The organism is Vibrio sp. 1F169 (genome assembly GCF_041439605.1).
GTDB lineage: Bacteria > Pseudomonadota > Gammaproteobacteria > Enterobacterales > Vibrionaceae > Vibrio > Vibrio tasmaniensis_A.
The window spans coordinates 1-1,399 of sequence record NZ_JBGOOI010000147.1 but is presented as its reverse complement, the minus strand read 5'-3'; the positions used below and the strand labels follow the sequence as shown (position 1 = coordinate 1,399).

Sequence of the window (1,399 nt, the reverse complement as noted above, 5' to 3'; positions counted from 1 at the left end):
TTGCTGATATTGACCGCCCTGGCTTTTGTTGTTTGGCGGTTAACACTGTCTCCCCAAGCGCCAAGCAAGGGCATTCAAGATGTCGGATTTGGCGCTGTCGTCACCGATGATTTTACCGACAAAGACAACCAGTCCGCCCTGACGTTTCAACAAGACAAAATCAACCAAATAGAACAAAGCTTAGCGCGGTTTGAAGGCACATTAAGTCGCTTTGGACAAAGCTTAACCTCTGAGTTAGAGAACATTAAAAAGGCCAATGAGCGCGATACAAAATCGCAACTGACAGAGCTTGAGCAGCAGATGCAACAAAAGCTCGATGAAGTTGACGCGCTCAAGGCGCAGCTTGAGACGCAATTAGCCTCAACCCTCAAGGCAGGCGATCCTTCGACTCAACACGGCATCGAGACCAACCAAGGAGACACCTTTGGCCAATACAAACTGCCCCCAAGACCGGCCATTAATAGCAACATGGATAACGCCAAGGTGAATGAGTTCCAGTACCAAGAGCAAGATGATGTGGCCTTTAGTGGTGATGCCTTTGATAGCTTTGAATTTCACTGGCAAGCCAGTGTCGAGGAGAAACAATCCCGTCGCACGACCGATAACTACGTGCCAACCGGCACCTTTGTGACCGCCGTAATTACCGGCGGCGCTGATGCTAATGGGGGCGTCTCTGGACAAGGGGATACCTCACCGATTGTCTTTCAGACAGTCAATCAGGGGGTCTTACCCAACGGTCAGGCCTCTAAATTGAAGGATTGCACGATCACCGGCGCCGTCTACGGTGAGATCTCATCCAGCCGCGGCGTCGCTCGCACCAGTAGAATGAGCTGCATACAACCCAATGGCGATATTCTCGATATCCCCGTCAATGCGACCGTGTTTAACTTTGGTCGCAATGGTATTCGCGGTACCACCATTTTGAAAAACGGTAAGATCGTTCAAATGGCCGGCATTGCGGGGATCTTGCAAGGCGTAGGGGATGCAGGTAAAGCGCTGGCACAAACCACGACACCGACGGCGCTCGGCCCAAGTCAAAGCATCAACAGCGATAAAATTGGCTTGAATCTGCTTGGCGGCGCCACGGAGAGCGTTGGCAGCAAATTGGCGGACTACTACATCAAACTGGCCGAACTCTATCATCCGATAGTGGAAGTCAATCCTGGTGCCATCGTCAATATTGTCTTTTTGGAAGGCTTTCCATTAGATCCATTGCTGGCCGATGAATACGAAACGCGTATGAATGAGCAGCGTGAGCAAGTCTCCAACAGCAATCAACTGTTAGATGTCATTACCAACACCCCCTCTCTTCCACCAACCACTCAAACCGCCCCCATCAACCCTTTAGCGCAAAAAATCACCCAACAAGGGTTAAGCCGCGTGGGCTTTGGGCGTGAGG

General features: G+C 51.1%; 1 protein-coding gene. It reads left to right on the top strand.

Features of this window, described 5'->3' with window-relative positions; genetic code table 11:
• Positions 1-1,399 (top strand): TrbI/VirB10 family protein (locus tag ACED53_RS23185; protein ID WP_371715319.1); only part of this gene is annotated, 1,399 nt, incomplete at both ends.